This window comes from Rhizobium sp. SRDI943, assembly GCF_057653695.1.
In genome coordinates this window covers 1,975,997-1,996,318 of sequence record NZ_CM172787.1, presented here as the reverse complement: position 1 = coordinate 1,996,318, position 20,322 = coordinate 1,975,997, and the positions used below count along the sequence as shown (strand labels likewise).

Annotated in this window: 10 protein-coding genes and 1 pseudogene; 7 read left to right on the top strand and 4 right to left on the bottom strand. The window is 59.9% G+C overall.

The genetic code is table 11. The annotated features are described in order from the left end of the window. Positions 1-282 precede the first annotated feature (282 nt). Together AC245Y_RS10430 and AC245Y_RS10425 are read left to right on the top strand one after the other, a co-directional pair. On the top strand, positions 283-5,844 hold the full coding sequence (locus AC245Y_RS10430) for a DUF3320 domain-containing protein (protein ID WP_017994090.1): 5,562 nt from the start codon (positions 283-285) through the stop codon (positions 5,842-5,844). Positions 5,845-6,207: 363 nt separating this feature from the next. Beyond that, positions 6,208-7,632 (top strand): ISNCY family transposase, encoded by a 1,425-nt coding sequence (locus AC245Y_RS10425; RefSeq protein WP_012755595.1) that lies wholly within the window; start codon positions 6,208-6,210, stop codon positions 7,630-7,632. 6 nt (positions 7,633-7,638) lie between these two features. Here the strand turns inward: AC245Y_RS10425 and AC245Y_RS10420 are convergent, their stop codons facing one another. Continuing rightward, on the bottom strand, positions 7,639-8,376 hold the full coding sequence (locus tag AC245Y_RS10420) for a hypothetical protein (RefSeq protein WP_026157354.1): 738 nt from the start codon (positions 8,374-8,376) through the stop codon (positions 7,639-7,641). 304 nt (positions 8,377-8,680) lie between these two features. Between AC245Y_RS10420 and AC245Y_RS10415 the strand changes: the two are divergent. Then, positions 8,681-8,749, top strand: a pseudogene (locus AC245Y_RS10415) (integrase catalytic region); the annotation flags it as partial. A gap of 68 nt (positions 8,750-8,817) precedes the next feature. Here AC245Y_RS10415 and AC245Y_RS10410 read toward each other — a convergent pair. From AC245Y_RS10410 to AC245Y_RS10400, 3 genes are all read right to left on the bottom strand, one after another. Next, positions 8,818-9,843, bottom strand: a complete 1,026-nt coding sequence (locus AC245Y_RS10410) for an ABC transporter permease (RefSeq protein ID WP_012760104.1) — start codon at positions 9,841-9,843, stop codon at positions 8,818-8,820. A 42-nt stretch (positions 9,844-9,885) separates the two neighbouring features. Further along, the gene (locus AC245Y_RS10405) at positions 9,886-11,427 is read right to left on the bottom strand and encodes a sugar ABC transporter ATP-binding protein (protein WP_017994088.1); all 1,542 of its coding nucleotides are present in this window, start codon (positions 11,425-11,427) and stop codon (positions 9,886-9,888) included. A gap of 81 nt (positions 11,428-11,508) precedes the next feature. After that, positions 11,509-12,471 carry a sugar-binding protein gene (locus AC245Y_RS10400; protein ID WP_017994087.1) on the bottom strand — a complete coding sequence of 321 codons (963 nt, stop codon included), beginning with the start codon at positions 12,469-12,471 and terminating at the stop codon, positions 11,509-11,511. Positions 12,472-12,819: 348 nt separating this feature from the next. Here AC245Y_RS10400 and AC245Y_RS10395 point away from each other — a divergent pair, with 348 nt between their 5' ends. From AC245Y_RS10395 to AC245Y_RS10380, 4 genes are all read left to right on the top strand, one after another. Beyond that, complete coding sequence (locus AC245Y_RS10395; RefSeq protein WP_017994086.1) at positions 12,820-13,914, top strand: LacI family DNA-binding transcriptional regulator; 1,095 nt, start codon at positions 12,820-12,822, stop codon at positions 13,912-13,914. Positions 13,915-14,327: 413 nt separating this feature from the next. After that, positions 14,328-16,034 (top strand): biosynthetic-type acetolactate synthase large subunit, encoded by a 1,707-nt coding sequence (gene ilvB, locus AC245Y_RS10390; protein WP_017994085.1) that lies wholly within the window; start codon positions 14,328-14,330, stop codon positions 16,032-16,034. A 204-nt stretch (positions 16,035-16,238) separates the two neighbouring features. Next, positions 16,239-19,481 carry an adenylate/guanylate cyclase domain-containing protein gene (locus AC245Y_RS10385; protein WP_026157353.1) on the top strand — a complete coding sequence of 1,081 codons (3,243 nt, stop codon included), beginning with the start codon at positions 16,239-16,241 and terminating at the stop codon, positions 19,479-19,481. Positions 19,482-19,555: 74 nt separating this feature from the next. Next, positions 19,556-20,236 (top strand): peroxiredoxin-like family protein, encoded by a 681-nt coding sequence (locus AC245Y_RS10380; RefSeq protein WP_017994083.1) that lies wholly within the window; start codon positions 19,556-19,558, stop codon positions 20,234-20,236. Positions 20,237-20,322: the final 86 nt, after the last annotated feature.

The window sequence follows — 20,322 nt, the reverse complement described above, 5'->3', positions numbered from 1 at the left end:
CCCGTCAAAGCAACACATAGGTCTGGTCTCAAACTTCCGAGAGCGGCCTCCTGGCGGCTCGCCGCATCAGCGGTTCCGCCCATACTGCGCGCCGCCAGCGCCAGCAGGGAGCGTCCGGGAGTCCATTCCAATGTCGTTCGCCGCCCGAACATTGCTGCCAACCGGCGGCACCGGCCGCACGAATCGCTCTCCGGGAAGAGCCAACTGACCTAACATGACTACACGTCCTGCTAGACTGATTGATCGATTTACTGCATCTAAAGGTTAGCAGGGAGCGAGAATATGATCGACATGGCAGACGGCGCATCTGAGCAGAATGAAACGTCCATCTTTCAAAGTAATCTGTCCGTAGAAGCCAAGATCGAAAAGGCCAGAACCGAACTACTTGACCTTTCTGCGCGCAACCGCCTTTTGAACGTTCCCCGCTTTTCGAAAAGTGCGAAAACCATCGACGTTGTCGACGAGAAGTCGTCCGAAGTGTTTCGGATCCTTGTGACCGATGGAAGGACCATGACTTTCCTGGCGGGGGCGAAGGGGCGGGAATCCAAGGATGACGGCGACGGTGACGAACTGATCGAACTCGCGCTCCCGGACGATGATGAGCGCGACGGCGACGGTCGGCTTGTCCGTCATGGCGACACCAAGCTCCAGACCCGCATGACGCCAAATGCTCTCCAGAAGCGTCTGCTGGACCTTTACTTCGATGCCCGGACATTAGAGGAAGAGCAGGGGGTGAATATCCTGTTCCTCGGGCTGGGCACTCTGAAGTGGATCGATCCCAACAATGCGGAGAACGTCCGCTACGCACCGCTCATCCTCGTGCCGGTGTCGTTGGAGCGTGGCAGCGCAGCCGAGCGCTTCAAGCTTCGAGCGCGCCAGGAGGACCTCGCTTCAAACCTCTCCCTCGAGGCCTTTCTCGACCGTGTCCATCAGATCTCAATGCCGGCGTTCGAGGCGAGCGACGACTTCACATTCGAGGACTACGCCGCGAAGGTGGCGGCGTGCATCTCGATGAAGCCAAACTGGTCCGTCCAACCCGACGACATCGTGCTCGGTTTCTTCAGCTTCGCCAAATTCCTCATGTACAGAGACCTTGATCCCACGCTCTGGCCTAAGGATGCCAAGTTCACCGAGCTGCCACTCATCATCGGTTTGGTTTCCGATGGCTTTGAGGGCGGCGAACAGCTGCTTGGCGAGGACGTCAAGATCGACGAGCACATTTCGCCTTCCGAGATGACGCATATCGTCGATGCCGACAGTTCGCAGACGGCCGCGATCCACGAAGTCAGGCGAGGGAGGGACCTCGTCATTCAAGGCCCGCCGGGCACGGGAAAATCCCAGACAATCGCCAACATTATCGCGTCGGCGGTCGCCGACGGCAAGACGGTGCTGTTCGTAGCCGAAAAGATGGCGGCGCTCGAGGTCGTGAAACGACGCCTTGACCAGGCGAGCGTCGGTGAAGCCTGCCTCGAACTCCATAGTAACAAGGCGAACAAGCGCGCCGTCCTCGCAGAGCTGCAGCATACTTGGGAGCTCGGCACGCCCAAAGGGGAATCCGGCAGTGCGCTCGACCAGCGCCTCACGGACGCACGCGATTTACTTAACGCCCATCCGGCACGCATTCACCGCGTGTATCAACCCTACTCGCTTTCCCCGTTCCAAGTCATGGGACACCTTGCAAGGCTGCGTCGCGAGGGCATGGCTCCATCGGATATCGAGCTGCCGGTTGCTGCGGACTGGACGCCGGAGGTGCGCGAGCGGGCGAAGGCGCTGCTGACGGAACTTGCTGAACGCATCAAGGACATCGGCCTGCCAAAGCACCATCCGTGGTACGGCGTCGGGCTTACCGGAGTTACCCCGCTCGATCTTGAACGTCTGACGACGAGATTGAAAACGGCGGCCACGGAACTGGCTGAATTGCGCAGCCAGATGGATGACGTATCGCAGACGCTCGAACTATCATCGCCTCACTCGCTGGCAAACTTTATGGACATCGCGTCGACCGCGGAAAGGGTCGCCTCGTGTCCTTCGGAGATATCTTCGGAGGCATTGGCAAACGACGCATGGGCGACCGAACTGGATCGGGTACGCGATCTTGTCGTTGGCGGCGCCGAATTCTCGACATACGCGGCCGAAGTCGCGGCCCGCATGACGCCGTCCGCATGGGAATCTGATCCGGAGCCGATTGCCACGCAATTCGTCCGTCTTTCTGCAGACTTCTCACAAAGCGGGTTTGCCACGATCGAACAGCTTGCGTCTGTGCTGCCGCGCTTCCTGGCGGGCGCGGGCGCGTTGCGTACCCTGCTCGGCGTCAATGCTTCTCCGACCTTGGCATCGATTGATCGGCTCATCGTCATCGGACAGCGCGTAGCCGAAGCCCCGGACGCGAGCCCCGACGCCTTCGTTGCCGCCATCTGGGAACGAGGCCTTGACCAGGCCTCCGATCTCGCTGAGGCCGTGGGAGACTTTCGGCGTATTCGTGCCGAGCTTGAAGGCAAGATCTCTGAGCAGGCCTGGGATATCGACCTTATGCAGGTGCGGGCAGCGGTCGCCGTCCATGGCAAGCGTCTCTTCAGGTTCATGAGCGGTGAGTGGCGCAAGGCAAAGGCGCTTCTGCGCAGCGTGATGCCCAACGAGACTTCGCCCGACGAAACTGTTCGAATCCTTGATCTTCTTCAGAAGGGCAAGAGCGCCCGCGCTGCGATCAAGGACGGTGACAGCCTCGGCAGATCTGCTTTCGGAGCGGACTGGCGCGGAGAAAAGTCGGACCCGAAGCCGCTTGAAAACCTCGTACTTTGGATGCGAAGCCTGCGCGGTGTCGGTGTCGAAGCACGGTTGATAGCCGGCCGTCTCTCCGACAGGACGTCGGTAGCGGGCCGTTGTGAGCAGGTGAGGGCGCTGCTGGACGAGTCGCGACGTCTTCTGCTCAGTCTATGGAAGGATCTTGGTGAGAAGGCGTCAGTTTTGTTTTCGGACGCTCCAGGCCCAGATGGCGTCTCGCTTACACAGACATCGCAATTCGCCCGCGAAATCGCCGATGCCCACAAGGTCTTCCTGACGCTGGTCCGCTCTGTTCCGGAAACCAACGCACACCGTCTTGCGCTATTGAAGCTGCTCGCATTGGCGCGCGGCCTGAAATCCACGCTGGAGCGGCTGGACTCCCTCGGCCGGGCTTCCTTCGGTCCGCTTTGGAAGGGGACGGAGTCGGACTGGTCGCTGCTGTCTCGCACGACTGAGTGGATTTCACACAACTCCGACATCCGCCTGCTAAGCTCGCGCGTATCCGACCGCCCCGCGGTGGCTGTGAAAGCTCGCGATGCATTGGCGAGAGGAGCGATCCTTCAACACGATCTCCAAGCTTTGCTCGGCTTCCTGAAGGCGGATGTGTCGATTGTGTTCGGCGCGCACGAAATCGGACAGACGGAGCTTGCGACGGTCGCGCAAAAGCTCGCGAAATGGGTCGAGACCGAGGAGCACCTATCCAAATGGGCCGCCTATCGCGGAAGAGCGGAAGACGCTGCGAACGCCGGCGTCGGTCTTGTTGTTGAACGCCTCGAAGATGGGCGGGTGAAGCCGGATGACGTCGTGCCATATGTGGAGATGGCGATCTACGAAGGGATCCTCAGACATCAGCATTCCGCCGACCCCGAATTATCTCGTTTCGACGGCGAGGTGCACGGGCGACTCGTGAACGAATTCGCGACATTGGACCGGAGCAGAATGGCGCTATCCCGTCTTGAGGTCGTCCGCGCTCACCACAAACGAATTCCTGCCGTCAGTGGGATCGGTCCTGTCGGAGTCCTTAGGGGAGAGATGGCGCGCCGTCGCGGTCACATGCCGATCCGCCAGCTCATGCAGCGCGCGTCCGTAGCGATACAGGCCCTTAAGCCAGTCTTCATGATGAGCCCGCTTTCCATAGCACAGTTCCTGCCGCCCGGTCTTCTGCAGTTCGATCTCCTCGTCATGGACGAAGCCAGTCAAATTCAGCCGGTAGACGCGTTGGGAGCGGTAGCCCGCGCTAAACAGGTGGTCGTGGTTGGGGACGAGCGTCAGTTGCCGCCGACCCGTTTCTTCTCGAAAATGACCTCCAGCACGTCGGATGACGACGACGCCCAGGACGGCGCTCAGGTGTCAGATATTGAAAGTATCCTGGGACTCTTTTCCGCCCGAGGCCTTCCGGAAAAGATGCTCCGATGGCACTACCGAAGCCGCCATCAGTCTCTGATCGCGGTCTCAAACAGCCAGTTCTATGATAACAAGCTTTTCATTGTACCGAGTCCTTATACGGCCGAGGCGGGCATGGGCCTCCGCTTTCAGCATGTGCCTGGCGGCGTCTTCGAGGATGGCGTCAACAAGGTAGAGGCTAAGGTCGTCGCCGAAGCGATCATACGGCATGCGCTTCAATCGCCGAGCCTGTCGCTCGGCGTCGCGGCATTCTCCATCAAGCAGCGTCGAGAGATCCAGGACCAGTTGGAACTGCTGCGACGCCTCAACCCAGAAACCGAGGAGTTCTTCCACTCGCATCCGAGCGAGCCTTTCTTCATCAAGAACCTTGAAAACGTTCAGGGCGACGAGCGCGACGTCATCCTCATTTCCGTCGCCTATGCCAAGGGGCCAAGTGGCGCGCCAATGAGCATGCGCTTCGGGCCGTTGGGAGCCGAGGGAGGCGAACGTCGTCTCAATGTTCTTATCAGCCGCGCGAAGCGGCGCTGCGAGGTATACGCTTCGATCACCGACGAGGACATCGATCTCGAACGTGGAAAAGGCAAAGGCGTCTTCGCATTCAAACTGTTTCTCCATTACGCTCGGACGGGCAGGCTTTCGATGACCCAGCGCACCGACCGTGGCATGGACAGCGTCTTTGAAGAACAGGTCATGGCTGCGCTTAAGGAGAGGGGCTATCAGGTCCATCCGCAGGTTGGAATCGCCGGGTTCTTCATAGATCTGGCGGTGGCCGACGAGCAGATACCGGGCAGATATATTCTGGGGATCGAATGCGACGGCGCCGCATACCATGACTCGCGTTCGGCTCGTGACCGAGACCGGCTTCGACAGGCGGTCCTCGAGGATCATGGCTGGAATATCTATCGCATCTGGAGTGCAGACTGGTTCCAAAGGCCCAAAGCGGAACTTGAACGCCTCGTTGCCGCCATCGAGCGGGCCAAGGCCGACGTCAGGTCGGGAACAGAGGAACACCTGTCGAGGCGAGCGGTACCGGTCGAGGTCGTCACTATCGAACGTGCGGACGTTACAGAGATTGGTCTGCAGCCGGTTATCGTCGACGAAATTTCGAGCGCAACCTTGTATCAGGAGGCCGTGCTGCGACCGAATATCGTAGGCGAACTTCACGAAGCGCCGATCGGCGTGGTGATCGCGCTGGTAAAGCAAACGGTCGGAGCAGAAGGACCAGTGCATCAGGACGAGGTCGTCACCCGCATCAGGTCGGCCTGGGGTCTTCAGCGGGCGGGAAACCGGATCGATGCCCATGTCGGCGCGGCGATCACGATCGCCCAGAATTCTCAGGAGATCGTGCGCGACGGAGGGTTTCTGCTTTGGCCGGACAAGGACATCACGCTCAGAGATCGTAGCGGCGTCACGTCTCTCAGCCTGCGTCGGATCGAAATGCTGCCGCCGATGGAAATTGACGAAGGGCTTATCACAGTCATCAGAACGAGCCTCGGGGCCACCGTAGATCAGGCGGTGAATGCGGTCGCGCGCGGGCTTGGGTTCAAGTCAACGAGTAGTCAGTTAAAGGAACTGGTGGAGTCCCGGATTGTGCTCTTGCAAGAGAAGGGTTCCTTGATCGATTTCGGAGGCATGCTGACTGTTCTCAATCAAACCTGATGTGTGTAATGCCGAATTGGACGCGCAGCCTCAGGCAAGACATCTCGACAGTTGTACATCGGGAAATCTCGAATTCATACTCTACCGAAATCGTAACTTCGCCAGCGAACACATTGATATCTAAATCGTAACGCCAATCGGCGATAGCCGCATCTTCAGCGGTCTGAGAGGCTATTTCATTAGGCTGCATGTTCCATAATCTATCTTATGCGATACATGTATGTAAGGGCTATTTAGTAATGCGACAGTTGGGCCAGTTAGAGATGCGACAGTCTCGCCTCTCGACGCACTGGTCAAAGCCAACGTTGGGAGCAAGGATGACGATCTTCAGCCTGGTCAAGACCATGAGCGGTCGGAGTCGTCATGTCCTTTATGATCACCATGTCGCAGAAAGAGTTGCATCGCCTTGAAGTCATCCAGAAGATCCGTGACCTACGCCTGAGCGTTGTCCAGGCTGCCGAACTGCTCGGGCTCAGTCGAAGTCAGGTCCATCGGTTGCTGCAGGCCTATGACCGGGATGGTCCAGCCGGCCTCGTTTCCAAGAAACGATCGCAGCCGAGCAACCGGCGCCACAGCGAGGAGTTTCGCAATGCAGCGCTGGATCTGATCCGCGAGCACTATCTGGATTTCGGCCCGACGCTGGCTCGCGAGAAGCTGATCGAGCTGCACCGGATCTCTGTTGCTAAGGAGACGCTGCGGCAATGGATGACCGAGGCCGGCATCTGGATCTCGCGCCGGGAACGCAAGAAACGGGTTTTCCAGCCACGCGGCCGGCGCGACTGCTTTGGCGAACTGGTGCAGATCGATGGTTCGCATCACTGGTGGTTCGAGAACCGCGGCCCCAAATGCGCCCTGCTCGTCTATATCGACGATGCGACCGGCAAGCTGCTGCACCTGCGGTTCGCCGGATCAGAGAACACGTTCGACTATCTGCATGCGACTAAGGCGTATTTGCAGCAATGGGGCAAACCTCTCGCGTTCTACAGCGACAAACATGGGGTTTTCCGTAGCACGCATGCGTCAGAGAAAGACCGGACGAGCGGCCTGACGCAGTTTGGTCGTGCGCTTTATGAGCTGAACATCGACATTATCTGTGCCAACACTCCGCAAGCCAAGGGCCGTGTGGAACGCGCCAACCAGACATTGCAGGATCGGCTGGTGAAGGAGATGCGGCTTCGCGGCATCGATACGATCGAAGCTGCCAATGCCTATGCGCCTGAGTTCATTGCGGATTTCAATTCGCGGTTCGGCAAGCAACCGCGCAATCCGAAGGACATGCACCGACCGCTGGCCGACCATGAGAATCTCGATGGCGCCATGTGCCGGAAGGAAGTCCGCACACTGTCGCAGTCGCTGACGCTCCGTTACGACAAGGTCTTGTTCATTCTCGATCCGACCGAGATTTCCAGGCCATTGGCGGGTAAGAAGGTCGTTGTCTGCGACTACCCGGACGGCCGCCTCGAGATCATGCACGAGAGCTTCACCCTGCCCTACAGAACCTTCGATACATTGCGGTCGGTCCACCGGGCAGAGGTTGTCGAGAACAAGCGTCTCGACGACATGCTTTCCATCGTCGCCGAGCTGCAGGCTGGGCGGGAACAGCAGCGCAGCAAGAGCGGCCCTCGCCGCACCGGCCAGACGGATCATATGTTCGGTATTCCCGATGGCAGCCAGGGCAATGGTTATCAGAAGCGTGGCCGCAAGCCTGGCCGGCGGACGGACTTCATGAATGATCCGGAGGTGATTGCCAAAAGGCAGAAGGCGTTGATGAGGCAGCCAGCGGAATGAAGTTCGTCAGTGCACGCCGATGTCGCTTTGCGTATCCGATTCCAACTGCAGGCAGGCTGCCCAAAGTGGCGTCTTGTGGAAGGATCCGTCCTGGAGAAGAGTGAGCCCCTCTCGTGCCTCATAGAGCAAGCCGAGCCAGCATAAGCGTCGAAAGACGCCGTACTGGAGATCGGATTTCAACTCCCAGGCTTCCAGGGTTATTTCGGTGTCCGACAGAGGCGCCAGGTCTGGATAGAGGATCTTCACAACCTCCATTGGTGTGCAACCTTCTCTGGCCTTGATATTGAGAAGATTGAGGAACATGCGCCACCAGCGTAACCGCGCTCGGACCTCCTCTTCCCGCTCGGTGGCGTGGACATACGAATAGAGATAATCCGTGGCGACCAGATCAAAGAAGGCTTGCGGGTCCACCAAAAACTCCCGGCCGCGTTTGGTTGGCAGCAGCACGTCCTTTTTTCGGCGAAGAAGTTTCAGATGACGGGCCATGTCGCGCACGACCCAAAGCGGCGGCATGTCGCTTTCATTGAGCACCTTGTTCATGCTGTAGAGGTCTTCGGCTGTGAAGCTTGGCCAGAGGAAGTGCACAGCGGCCCAATGCACGAACTTGCGGTTCATGGCGCCGGTCGCAGTCAATCCTATGCCACCCTCACCGTCAGCATAGGCAACCGAAAGAAGCATGCCGCGAAGAAGTGGTGACAGCGCGGCGACATCGACGTGCCCCTGCAGGTTGATTTCCGGAAGCATCGTGCGGCTTTGATCCCCATCCTGCGCCATGCAAGTGCCAGCGAGTATCGAGCGACAAAAGAACAATTGCCAGTGAGAAAGCTAAAGCCGAAGGAAGTGTCATCACCCGCCCCCGCTCCGCCCTTTCAACCCGGCCCAGCCGGCCGGATCGGGGGCTGACCGACGGTGCTAGTGTCGCGTTTCTAACTGGCTGGCGAAGTCGCAGCGCTATTCAGCTTTGACAATGTATGTAGCCGGGGTGGGTTCAAGGATGAAGTGCGACTTGCAATAGATAACAACGGTTTATCCCTGCAAGGAACGAGACATGAAGCGCACCTACTCCCAGATCGATATGGATGAACGCCGCAAGATCGCTCGTTGGCGAATGGCCGGATGCTGCCCTCCTGAAACGGATTGTCTCAACGGGGCAAGATCACGACACGCATGGCCCCATCCACTGACCTAGTCCTGATTGGCAACCACTGGCAAACTGCCTTCGTTCGAAAGACGGGTTTCGGTCTGCCGGGCAGCAAAGACAAGGCGGCGCTTTGCACGGATCGCGTGCCATTGTTGGTCGATCAGGACGCCGATGAGGATGACGCCACCCATGACAGCGAAATTCAACGACGAGGGTATACCCAGTAGATTCACGAGATTCTGCAACTCCTGGAGCAGGACCGTGCCCAGCACGACGCCGACGATCGACCCCTCGCCGCCGCGGAGCGAAAAGCCGCCGAGTACGGCAGCGGCAATCGCGTAGAGTTCGTAGAACTGGCCATGGCTCGCCGGCGAGATCGAGCGCGTGTACATGGCGAAATAAATTGCCGATAGCGCCGTCAGCAGCCCGCAAATGACATAGGCCGACATGATCATGCGGCCGGTACGGATACCGGAATAGCGGGCCGCCTCCTCGTTCTTCCCGATCGCGTAAAGATAACGTCCGAAGACAGAGCGATGCAGCATGATCCACATGACCACGGCAATGATGACGAGTGCGATGAAGGTGTTGGGAACGCCGTAAAACCGTCCGGCGGTCAGGAATTCGAGGTCAGGGAAATTTTGGCCGAAAGCAAAGCCCGCCGTTCCGTCGGCCGTATAGAAGCGCGCTGCCCCACGATAGATCAGGAGGCCGCAGAGGGTGACGACGAAGGGCTGCAGGTTGAGCCGGGTGATCAGCCAGCCGTGGACGGCGCCTATGACCGCGCCGAGCGCGAGAATGAACGGCAGCGCCAGCATCCATGACATATCCTGGACCGCGATGAAATCGACGAACAGCACACCGAGAAGTGCTACGAGCGAGCCCACGGAAAGCTCGATACCGCCTGTAATGATGACAAAGGCTTGACCGATCGACAGGATGCCGAACAGGCCGATCAAGTTGGCGGTGTTGGCCAGGTTGATCGGCAGCAGGAAGCGCGGATTGATGATGGCGACGACAATGCCGACGACGACGATCAAAAGCAGCAGTCCGAGATCTTTTTTGACCATTCGCGATTCATCCCCGATACTTATTTATATGGGCCGCAGCCGCTATTTTACCCTTTTGCCGACAGCAAGCAAAAGGACGCTTTCCTGGCTGATTTCGTCCTCTTCCAATATGCCTGCGATCTGGCCCTCGTGCATGACGGCGATGCGGTCGGAAACCCCGATCACCTCTTCCATGTCGCTTGATATCATCAGGATCGCCACTCCGGCATCGGCAAGCGCTCGCATCAGGCCGTAGATCTCGTTCTTCGCGCCGATATCGATGCCGCGTGTCGGCTCGTCGAAGATCATCACCTTCGGGTTCATCGACAACCATTTGGCAAGCACCACCTTCTGCTGGTTGCCGCCGGACAGAGTGCCGGTTCGCGTCGAAACGGAGGGCGCCTTGATACCAAGGCGAACGCGCTGCTTTTCGGCGGCCGCCCTCTCCCGCTCGGCAGAAAGCATGAAGCGGCTGGAGAGCTTGGGGAGATCGGCAAGAGTTATGTTCTGGGCGATCGGGAAATCAAGAAGTATGCCGTTGCGCTTGCGATCCTCCGGTACCAGGAAAATGCCACGAGCGACGGCGTCCCGGGCAGAACTGACCGCAATTTGCCGCCCGTCCTGCAGAATGGCTCCGCCGTAGCTCCGGTCGATGCCGAAGAGTACTTTTGCAAGCTCGGTGCGGCCCGACCCAACGAGCCCTGCAAGCCCCATGATTTCTCCATACCGGATTTCCAGATCAACGGGACGGGCGGGATAGGCCTCGGTGCGCACGCCGCTTGCCTTCAGCGCAACCGAGCCGGGCGAGCGCTGCGGTTTTGCGGTCCGGGCCGCAAGCACCCGGCCGATCATCAGCTTGACCATCTGGTCGTGGCCGATGTCTTTCTTGGCGAGCGTGCCCACAAGCGTGCCGTCGCGTAGGACTACGACCCGGTCTGCCACCCGCTCAACCTCGTGAAGGCGATGCGAGATGAAAATTACACTGATGCCATCGGCTTTCAGCGATTTGATGATGCTCAGGAGCCGCTCGGTTTCGGCCAGCGGCAGGCTGGACGTGGGTTCGTCGAAGATGACGAGCCTGGCGTTGATGGACAGCGCCTTGGCGATCTCCACCATCTGCTGCTCGGCAAGGGAAAGCGATGCCACGGGCGTGTCGGCGGAAAAATGCGCCCCTACCCGCTTCAAGAGCGGCTTCACCATGTCTCGCAGTCGATCGCGATCGACGAGCTTGAAAGGTCCCGCCTTCAGCGGTTCGCGGCCCAGGAAGATATTGGCAGCAACGTCGAGATTCTCAAAGAGATTGAGTTCTTGGTGCACGAAGGCGATGCCGGATGCGATGCTCGATTCCACGGTGAGGAAACGAAGCTCCGTGCCGTCGAGCAGGATCGTGCCTCGGTCTGGTGCGATCACGCCGCCAAGAATCTTCATCAGCGTCGATTTTCCAGCTCCGTTCTCGCCGACGAGGCCGATGACCTCTCCTGGCATGATGTCGATCGACAGGCCCTCAAGCGCAACGACGCCCGGATAGGTCTTGCCAACGCCGGAAAGCGAAAGGAACGGCGTTGCAAGCGGGTCCGGTGACGGGATGTCGGAGCTGTGGTTCATCGCCTGTCCATGGCAACTAATGCTGTGTCGGCATGACACGTCTGTCGCGGCAGCGGCAAGTGCCGCCGCCGCGAAGGAGAGTTATTTTCCAGACATAGCCTTCAGGCTGGCGGCATACTTGTCAACGTCATCCTTGCCGATGATCACCGTCGGGATGATGATCAAGCCGTTGCTGGGAACGCCTGATTTGTCGCCCTTGAGGTAGGCCGCCATCAGCTTCATACCCTGATAGGCCCATTCGAACGGCTGCTGCACGACGGTCGCTGCGATCGTGCCTTCCTTGACGCCGCCGAGCGTGATCGGATCGTCATCAAAGCCGACGACGGTGATCTGGCCGAGTTTGCCGGCGTCACGCAGCGCCTCATAGATGCGCGGCGTATTGTAGGAGTAGAAGCCGACCATGCAGGTGACGTCGGGGCTGGCCACCAGCGCGTCCTCGACATTCTTCTTTGCGCGCGTCTGGTCGATATCGTCGCCGCGGACATCTGTCAGCTCGATCTTCGTGCCCTTCAGGCCGTCCTTCATGCCCTGGATACGTTCTTTGGCATTATCGGCGCCCAGCAGGCCGACGAAGCCGATGCATTTGCCGCCGTCAGGCATCGCTTTCTTGGCGATTTCGGCCGCCTGCATGCCGGCGTCGATATTCGACGAGCCGATATAGGCGACGCGGTTGGTCTGCGGCGCGTCACTATCGGTCGTGAAGAGAGCAGTCTGCGAGCCGATCTTGTTCAAGCCGTCCGTCTGGGTCTTGGGATCGACCGCGGAGACCATGACCCCCTTGACGCCGGCACTGACCAAGTCTTCCATAAGGCGTTGCTGAACGGCGACAGATGCCTGCTCAGGGTACTTCAGCTCCATCTGGTAGTCTGGCATCTCGCCCTGCGCCTTCTTCACGCCCGCCTCTGCGGCTTTCCAGAAGTCGGATGCGCCGTTGACGACGAATGCAAGTGTCGGTTTATCGGCAGCATGCGATACGGCAATCGGCGCCGCGCTCAGCATCAACCCGGTGAAAAACAAGGCTGCATTGCGTTTCAGCTGTTTCATAATACACCTCCCGAGGGGCCGCAGTTGCACGGGCCCGTTTCCGATTTACGGCCGGCCGGATGCGCCCCCTCCCAGGGCCGTCGCAAAACGACGAGTGGCATAGGTTCCGATCGCTCCCTGACGGTATACAAGAATTTTAATTAGTAAATAGTACTATCAATGCAGATCCAAACATTTCATCGCCCAGTGGTCAGGGCTGCAATTTCGTACTGGAAGCTGCCAATAACCGGTGGTGTTGAATCAATTCATGCAATTGCCAACGCTTTCAGATAGATGCTAATATTATTATCAGAAAACGACAATCAATCACCCTACCCCCATTATCTGAAGCAGAGACAGTTTCCACGAATGCGAAAACCCAAGACCCAAAAGAGGAATAAGCCTGTGCGCGTGACGATGATGGACATCGCCGCGGCGGCTGGCTGCTCGCAGGCGGCCGTCTCCTTCGTCCTCAACGACACGCCCGGCACCCGTATCTCCCAGCAGACGCGCGATCGCGTATGGGAGGCGGCGCGTGCGCTCGGCTACATGGAGAAGACCTATGCGACGAAGGCCTCTTATTCGGGACTGGACAACATCATCGGTTTCGCCGTCGATCAACTCGCCACCAGCCCGGAAGCGATCGTTGCGATCGAAGGCGCGCGGCAAGCCTCCTGGAACGCCGGCAATGTCCTTTTGGTAGCCCAGACGCTCAGTGATCCGGTCATGGAGCCGAAGGCCATCGAGGCTTTGACGAGCGGAGGCATATCGGCGCTCATTTATATGACAATCTATACCCGCCAGGTAGAGCTTCCCTCCTATGTCTGCGAGCTCAACATACCGACGGTCCTGCTGAACTGTTATACGGCGGACCATGCCTTTCCCGCCGTGGTGCCGAGCGAGATCGCCGGAGGCCAGAGCTCCACCCGGCATCTGATCATGCACGGGCACCATCGCATCGCGACGATCACCGGCGAAACCTGGATGCAGGCTGCGCAGGACCGGCTGACGGGATATCGCCGCGCGCTCGCGACCGCCGATATACCCTTCGATCCGGAGTTGGTTATTGAGGGCGACTGGTCGGCCGGTGCCGGCTATGCCGCCACGATGAAACTGCTTGCTCTGAAAGAGCCGCCCACCGCGATCTTCTGCCAGAACGACCGGACTGCCATCGGGTGCTACGAAGCGCTCAAGGATGCAGGGCTTCGCATTCCCCAGGACATGTCGGTGGTGGGTTATGACGACGAAGAAATTTCACGACATCTCGTACCGCCGCTGACGACTTCGGTCCTTCCGCATCTTGCCATGGGGCAATGGGCGATCGAACATCTCAACCCGGAAAGTACGCCCGGCAAGCGCTATCCCATTGCGAAGCTCGAATGCTCGCTCGTTAAGCGTCATTCCGTCGCCGCGCCGCGGGCCGAGGCGCGGCAGATCCTCGATGGCGCACATACCTCTTCATAGAACTTGGGTTCGCGCCGGGACCGACGCCAGCGGCTAGCTCGGAAACCCTGACCGGGGCGCACTGGAAGACGTGGTCGAAATCGCTTAGTGGCGATCGTACGGGCAGAGTTTGCCTTGTCGATAGGTTGCGAACGGGTTGCCCCCTGCCCTTGCCTCGTCACTGATCAACCAACCGATCCAGTATTCTCAACCACAGATACAATCTACGCAGAGACGCCGTTGACGACGTGTAGATTTGGAGCTAGCTCTATCGCCCATGAAAATCGCAATGGTTCTCGTAGTGGTGATATCGCGCATGGGCAGGACGGCCTGATCGTCCGGCAATAGCCACCCATGCGCGGAAAACAGGTCCCTGACGGGGCCTTTTTTTATGCCCCGTCGCACCATCACCCCACTCACGACGGAACTCAGATATGACCGGCGAGACAGCCAACTCTTCTCTAAACAACCCCTCTGATCGTCGCATGAACGGCGGCGAGATCGTTCTGCAAGCGCTGCGCGACAACGGTGTCGAACACATTTTCGGCTATCCAGGCGCCGCGGTGCTGCCGATCTATGACGAAATCTTCCAACAGGAGGACATCAAACATTTCCTGGTGCGCCATGAGCAAGGCGCCGGACACGCAGCCGAAGGCTATGCCCGCTCGACGGGAAAAGTCGGCGTCATGCTGGTGACATCAGGACCAGGCGTTACAAATGCGGTCACGGCGCTGCAGGATGCCCTTATGGACTCCGTTCCCCTCGTCTGCCTCGCGGGCCAGGTGCCGACAAGTCTGATCGGCACGGACGCTTTTCAGGAATGCGATACGGTCGGCATCACCCGCCCCTGCACAAAGCACAATTTCCTGGTCCAACACATCGACGATCTGGCCAAAACGATCCATCTGGCTTTCCGGATCGCGGCGGCCGGTCGGCCCGGCCCTGTTCTCGTCGACATGCCAAAGGACGTGCTGTTTGCCAGCGGCATCTACGTCTCACCTGACAAGGTAGGTCCGCTGCCGAGCTACCAGCCGGCAATGCAAGGCGATCAGAACGCGATCCGGTCGGCTGTCGCATTGATGGCCGAAGCCCGACGCCCCATCATCTATATCGGCGGCGGCATCATCAACGCCGGACCGGAGGCATCGCGATTGTTGCGCGAGTTCGTCGACCTAACCGGCTTTCCCGTAACGTCCACCATCATGGGGCTTGGAGCCTACCCCGCCACCGGGCCGAACTGGCTGCGGGTCGCCGGACAGGACGGATCGCATGAAGCCAATATGGCAATTGCCGACTGCGACCTGATGATCGCCATCGGCGCGCGGTTTGACGACCTTGCGATCTCGCGCGTGCATGAGTTTTCGCCTCACTCGAAGAAGATCCAGATCGATATCGATGCCTCGTCGATCAACAAACGCGTTCTTGTCGACATCGGCATTCAGGGCGACGCCGCGCATGTGCTGGCGGACATGATCCATGCCTGGCGGTCGCTTTCCACCGTCCCCGACCAGAAGCGGTTGCGGGCGTGGTGGTTGCAGATCGATCATTGGCGAGCCCACCAGTCGTTTTCCTACGAGCGGCTGGACCACGCAATCATGCCGCAACATGCCCTGGAGCGTCTGCATGCGCTGACAAAGCCGCACGACCCCATCATCGCCACGGAGATCGGTCAGCAGATGTGGGTGGCGCAGTTCTTCGGCTTCGACAAACCCAATCGCTGGATTACGTCAGGTGGATTGGGGGCGATGGGCTTCGGTCTTCCTGCCGCGCTGGGCGCGCAGCTCGCAAATCCTGGGCGCCTTGTCATCGACATTGCCGGCGACGCTTCGGTGCAAACGACGATGAAAGAGCTGTCGACGGCGATACAGCATCAAGCGCCGATCAAGATCTTCATCTTGAGCGATGAGCATCCGGGCATGGCGCGAGAATGGGGTCAAGTGCCGGATGGCAGTGGTCGATCGCGCTCCTATTCGGCCTCACTGCCCGATTTCACCAAGCTCGCGGAAGCCTATGGCGCCGTCGGCCTTCGTTGCGAGAGCCCTACCGAACTCGACGCCAGGATCGAAGAGATGATCGACACGGACCGGCCGGTGCTCCTTCACTGCCGGGTCGCGAGGCTCGCCGGCACCGATCGGCAGTAGCGGCCGGTTCGAACACGCCAAAAGCAAGCCGTGCGATGCTGCAGCCCGCAGATCACCGTTCTCAAGCTACCGAAGCTGTCGCCAGATCCGCCACTTGTTTAGTACTTGCGGGCCTGGGGCAGCAGGTTCATGCTTGTCCCCTGTCTGAGGCCTGCTGGTTGCGGCTGAAATAGCCGTACATCGGGGTTTCGTGAGATGCGTCCGATGGAGTGCAGCGGCTGCGGGTTCGATATTCAGAGCGGTTTTGCTTTCTGTCCGCGATGCGGCGCAAAGCAACCGATCACCTGCGCCGCCTGCGGCAATGCTTGTCAGCCCGATTTTGCCTTCTGCCCCAGCTGTGGCGCGTCGATTTCGGGCAACGTCCAACCCGCATCGAAGCCGAAGATCGAGGCGCTACCTCAATCAGAGGGCGATGCCGACCGGCGGCCGGTGACCGTGCTCTTTGCCGATCTCTGCGGCTTCACGACTCTGAGCGAGCAGATCGACCCTGAAGTCATGCGGGTACTGCAGAACGAATTGTTCGAAGAGATGACCCAGGCGGTCGAGGCTTATGGCGGCTTCGTCGACAAGTTCGTCGGCGATGCGCTGCTGGCGCTGTTCGGCGCGCCGGTCGCTCATGAGGACGATCCGGTCCGGGCGCTCGGGGCCGCACTCGATATGATCGGTCGGGCCACTGAGGTCGGCGAGCGCTGGCACGCCCGCGCCGGCGTGCCGCTCCGCCTGCATATCGGTATCAATAGCGGTCCCGTCGTCACCGGCGGCTTCGGCGCGGTCAGTACAAAATCCTATTCGGTGACCGGCGACACGGTGAACACCGCTCAACGCCTGCAATCCATGGCCGGCGAAAACGATATCCTCGTCGGGCCGCTGACCTATCGCCTCACCCGCCATGCCTTTGCCTTCGACAGTCTTGGCGCGCAGACCTTGCGGGGTAAAAGCGGCAACGTCCTTGTCCACCGGCTGACAGGGCTGTCGGAAGCGCCGCATACGGCGCGCGGGCTCGAAAGTCTCGGCCTTCAGGCACCGATGATCGGACGGGATACGGAAATGTCGCGGTTGCTGACATGCCTCGACCTTGCCTGCGGCGGTGCGGCGCAGCTTGTCCGGCTGATCGGCGAAGCCGGCATCGGCAAGTCTCGGCTGGTCAACGAATTCGTCGCAATCGCCGGCAATGCCGCTCGTTTCCAGGGCCTCGCCATCCGCAAAGCGACCTGCTCTCCGCTCGGCGAACAATCCTATGGCACGCTCGGCGCGGTCGTGCGTAGCGCCTACGGCATCGGCGAGCGGGACGATCTCGACAGGGCGCGGCAACTGCTGGCAACGGGGTTCCGCGCGCTCGATCTGACGCAGGAGGAGGTCGAGGGACTTTTGCCGCTCTTTCTGCATGTCCTCGGTCTCGGCGATCCCGATGGCGCTTTGCGGTACATCGAGCCGGAGCAGTTGCGGCGGCAGATCTTCTATGGCGTCCGCACCGTCTTCGAGCGGCGGCTGGCGCAAGGTCCCCTGCTGCTTGTCATCGAGGATCTGCACTGGGCGGATGCCGCCTCACTGGAAGTGCTTCGCTTCATGATGGACCGGCTGGAGCGCAGCCGGTTGATGCTGCTGGCGGTCTACCGGCCGACATCGCAGACCGACCCACTGGACTCCAATCGTGTCAGCGTCACCGTGCAGCGTCTTGCACCACTGTTTGCGGCCGACGGGCAGAAGCTGCTTGCTGCGTTTTTCGGCGAGGATCAAGGCAAGTTGCCGGTCACGATGCGCAAGCGTATCCTCGACCGCGCCGGCGGCAATCCGCTTTTCATCGAAGAAATCCTTCGGGCGCTGATCGACATGGGCACGTTGCACAATGACGGCCAGCGCTGGCATGTCGCAGCGGAAGACACGGACGTCGATATCCCGGTGAACCTGCAAGCCCTGTTGCTTGCCCGCGTCGATCGTCTGCCGCAGGACATCAGACGGCTGGCGCAAGAGGCGGCGGTGGTCGGCCCGAAGTTCGATACCGCCCTGCTCCGCACCATCGCCACCGACCCAGCCGCCATCGATGCCGCATTGGATCATCTCTGCGATGCCAATATCATCGAGGAATTGCGCGGGCCCGATGCCGGCGGATCGCCGGGATATCGCTTCAGCCAGACACTGATGCACGACGTCATCTACCATAATCTCCTGCTGCAACGGCGCATGGAGCTTCATCAACGCATCGGCCGGGCTCTGGAACGTCAATATGGCGCAGCGCCCGATCGGCCCGAGCACCTGGCGCAGCTCGGCCATCACTTCAGCCTGACCACCGAAAAGGCCAAAGGGGCCACCTATCTGATGGCGGCGGGTGATCTGGCGCGCAAGGCCTACGCCAATGACGATGCAATGCGCCTCTACCGTCAGGCCCTTGCGGCCTTCGCAAACGAGGCGGAGGTGACACCGGAACAACTGGCGCTCTTGGAGCGCCTTGCCGATCTCTGCGGCCCCGCCGGCCTGCGCGACGCCGCCTTGAACCATTATCAGCGGGCGCTTGCGATCCACCGCACCAAAGACGACCCTATTGCCGCAGCGAGGATATTGCGCAAGGTCGGCCGTTTGCATCTCGATGCAGGACGCCGCGATCAAGCGGAGACATATTTGGCCGAAGCCGAAGCGATAATCGCGACAATCGATGCGCCGGTCGAACGTGCACATGTCCTGCAGGAGCGTGGCCATCTGGCCTTCCGCATGGGGGATCAGGCCGCTGCCGCCGAGTGGGCGACGCAGGCACTTCAATGCCTGCAAACGCTGCCGATCGACGGGACGACCGAGGCCGGACGGGAGACAGCGCGAGCGATGGCGGAGGCGCTGAACACCAAGGGTGCGGCCTTTGCGCGGCTAGGACGTCGCCGCGAGGCCGTGCAGGAAGTGGAGCGCAGCCTCTCGGTCGCCGAAAAAGCCGATCTGCAAAGTGCTGCCTGTCGCGCCTATTCCAATCTCGGCGTTCTCTACACGATTGTTGATCCAGCCAACGCCATCAAGATCTGCCGGCGCGGATTGGAGCTTGCGACCCGTATCGGCGATCTCGGCTTCCAGGCGCGGCTTCTCGCCAACCTCGCAGTTGCCTGCTGCACCTTCACCGATCGCTGCGCCGCTGAGGGTGTACCGGCTGCGGAAAAGGCCGTCGAAATCGACCGGGCGCTCGATCAGCGCGACCATCTCTCCGTGCCGCTGATCGTGCTGGGCCAAATTCATCAATGCCACGGGCAGCCAAAGCTAGCTCGTAAGTATTACGAAGAAGCCCTTGAGGTTGCGAAGGAAATCGATGAACCGCAACTGCTCTTTCCGTGCTATGATGGATTGGCGACACTCAGCCTTGAGCATGACGACATGGACGAGGCGGAACGGTATTTCACGCTGGCACAGGATGTGTGCATCCGCCACAACCTCGATCCAGGCACGCTCGTCGTCCTGCCGTTTCTCGACTGACTTGTCATCGTTGCAGTGATCGCCGGAGATCGATTAGGCAAATCGAGTCAAGAAGATAAAGGGAGGAACGAAACATGCAGGAGAACCACGCCGCAAGACCATTGCAGCCGGGAGATCGCGCGCCGAACGTGGTGCTGGATGCGATCACCCGCCAGGGCAAGGTCGCCATCGACGATTTTCGCGGCCAGAAGCCGGTGCTCGTCGGGTTGTTCCGCGGATTGCATTGCCCCTTCTGTCGCCGGCAGATCGCCGCCATGGCTGAACTCACCGATGCCTTGCAGGAGAAAGGCATCGACAGCCTGACCATCGTCAACACGCCGATCGACCGCGCTCGCCTCTATTTCCGCTACCATCCGCTTCCCAATTTGCTGGCGGCCTCGGACCCGGAACGGGTATCGCACAGGGCCTTCGGCCTGCCGAATCTTCAGTTCACCGAAGATGAGAATGAGTGGCCGCGCAAAGTCAGCATGAACATGGTGATGTCGATGCGCATCGACATGCCGGGCGAGCTTCCAGCGCCTATGGACCCGATGGCGGCGTCGGAATTCCTCGACAAGGCGGACGGCTATGAAATCACCGAGGATGACAAGCAGATGATCGCCACCGGCCACGGCCAACTCGTCGGCGAATTCCTGCTCGATCGGGATGGCGTCGTGCGCTGGTGTTTCACGGAAGTCGAGGAGGACGGTCGCCATATGTTCGGCGGTCCCGCCCCTTGGGAAGTGATGTCGGCAGCGTCGAACATGGCTGTTTGAAACGAATGATCTTTAAAGCGCGCCGCATCGAATCGGATTCATGCGACGCGCCTTCGATGAGACGAACGACACGTTCGGCGTCCGCA